This is a genomic window from Hydrogenophaga defluvii (assembly GCF_042665235.1).
Lineage (GTDB): Bacteria > Pseudomonadota > Gammaproteobacteria > Burkholderiales > Burkholderiaceae_C > Hydrogenophaga > Hydrogenophaga defluvii_A.
The window spans coordinates 1-1,952 of the sequence record NZ_JBHTBZ010000069.1 but is presented as its reverse complement, the minus strand read 5'-3'; the positions used below and the strand labels follow the sequence as shown (position 1 = coordinate 1,952).

General features: G+C 57.0%; 4 protein-coding genes. All 4 read left to right on the top strand.

Annotation, left to right across the window (positions count from 1 at the left end; translation table 11 throughout):
• Positions 1 to 101: 101 nt before the first annotated feature.
• On the top strand, positions 102 to 710 hold the full coding sequence (locus ACFQU0_RS19550) for a hypothetical protein (protein WP_382203573.1): 609 nt from the start codon (positions 102 to 104) through the stop codon (positions 708 to 710).
• A gap of 164 nt (positions 711 to 874) precedes the next feature.
• Positions 875 to 1,132: a helix-turn-helix transcriptional regulator gene (locus tag ACFQU0_RS19545; RefSeq protein WP_382203571.1), complete on the top strand. Its 258-nt coding sequence runs from the start codon at positions 875 to 877 to the stop codon at positions 1,130 to 1,132.
• 10 nt (positions 1,133 to 1,142) lie between these two features.
• A complete protein-coding gene (locus ACFQU0_RS19540) occupies positions 1,143 to 1,421 on the top strand; it encodes a hypothetical protein (protein WP_382203569.1) in 279 nt (92 codons plus the stop codon).
• Positions 1,418 to 1,952 (top strand): PriCT-2 domain-containing protein (locus tag ACFQU0_RS19535; protein WP_382203567.1); only part of this gene is annotated, 535 nt, incomplete at its 3' end. The genes ACFQU0_RS19540 and ACFQU0_RS19535, both read left to right, overlap by 4 nt.

Sequence of the window (1,952 nt, the reverse complement as noted above, 5' to 3'; positions counted from 1 at the left end):
GACGCCACGCCTAGCCATCGGCTGATCCCCGATGGTGAAAACCGGGACACCCTGACCCGGCGGCGCTGGCTTCTTTTCGGGGCAGCATGTAGGGGTGCTAATTGAATCAAGATGCTGAAGAATCAAAGAAGTCTAAGTTCTCACAAATATTAGAAAAAGTTTTCAAGCGCGGGCAATCTATTGTGGAGCTGACTTATTTTTTTACTGGTGCCTTTGCGGTAATAGCGGCGATCTATTTGCAGATTTTTAAGCAAGATGCTGCGGCTGTGGTTGGCGGTGATCTAGTTCGTCGTTTATCTATTCTTGTTCTGATTATTTTTGGTGTGCTTTTTATATCAATTGCCACCACCAATCGACAATTTAGACGACTTAAGCACACCCAGGAATGGCTGGTTAACACTAGCCTGTGGACTGTTGGACGAATCAAAGCAAACGGCTTGCATTGTGTTCTGAATGAGCCGGGACGAGAAATAAACAGTTTTGATCCGAAAAAGTGGCCATGGGGAGCACACCACACCGAGCAACTAGGACACCTTGAGGCTGCGGCGCAGAGATTTTGGAAAAACTACGACCCAAGCGAACCTGATACGGCACCGATCAACGAAATGGTGGCTGACTGGCTGGTGAAGGAGCGAGGGGTTTCAAAGGACAAGGCCCGAGCTATTGCGTCAATCCTACGGGCAGATGGCCTGCCCGCTGGCAGGCGCTAGCTGTGCCAATTGATGCAATAGGGTTGAAGGTATCAAACCATTGACCCCTTTTCTCAAGTGAATGGTGTGACCTATTTCGAAAGGTATGACCCTTTTCACGCCTGGCCATAATTTCGACACTTGCCCCAAGCCGGATTTGCACCGGCTGCTACGAAGGGGCATCAATGGCTATCTTGAGACTTCCAGCCGTCAAGGCTGAAATGGGGCACCGTTCCCACGCAAGCATTTACAACGCGATCCGCGCGGGGCTTTTCACAAATCCCGTTCCCATTGGGCAGCGGGCGGTGGGCTGGCCAGACAATGAGGTGCAGGCGATTAACGCGGCGCGCATTGCAGGTCAGTCGGACGATCAAATCCGCGAACTGGTGAAGCAACTTCACGCCAAGCGCGCGCAAAAGCTGGCCGTGTTGATGGCCGCTTGAGGGGGTGGACATGGCGATCAACACCACCCCAAAAGAAAAGGCCGCCGGGGGCTTGCACACCACCACGGCGACCGCGATCAACGATCTGGATTTTCCCACGGCAGAGCGCAACGACAAAGCGTTTTCAACGCTGCGCGCGGGCTACGCGTTGAAGGGCCACACCCTGCACCGCACAGACCCGGCAGACGGGCCGGTGACGTATTGGGCGGAAAGGTGGGGGCTTGTGCGATACCTGCCCACCTTGCACGACGCGGCGCTGTTCCTGGCGCAGATTGGGGGCCGACTATGAGCATCCCCACACCCGAACAAATACGCGATGCGCTGGCCTACATTCCGCCAGCGATGCCACGCGACGAATGGGCAAAGCTGGCGATGGCCATCAAGTCGGAGTTTCCAGACGCAACCGGGTTTGATCTGTTTGACGCATGGAGCCAGTCCGACCCTGACGGCTACGACGCGGCATCGGTGCGCGATACATGGCGCAGCGTGAAAGCAGGCGGGGGCATCGGCATAGGGACGCTGTTTCACCTGGCCAAGCAAAACGGCTACGCACCCACGACAGACCGGCAGGCGGGCAACCAACAGACAGCGGCAGAGCGCCAAGCCCACCGGCAGCGCATCAAGGCCATGCAGGCACAGCGCGAGGTCGAACAAGCCCAGGCCCAGCAACAGGCCAGCGAGGCGGCGGCGCTGATCTGGAATGAGGCAACACCCGCAACCGGCCATGAGTACCTGACCCGCAAGGGCATCAAGCCCCACGGCATCAAGTGCGACGGGCACCACCTGCTGATTCCGATGCGCGACACAGCGGGCAAGCTGC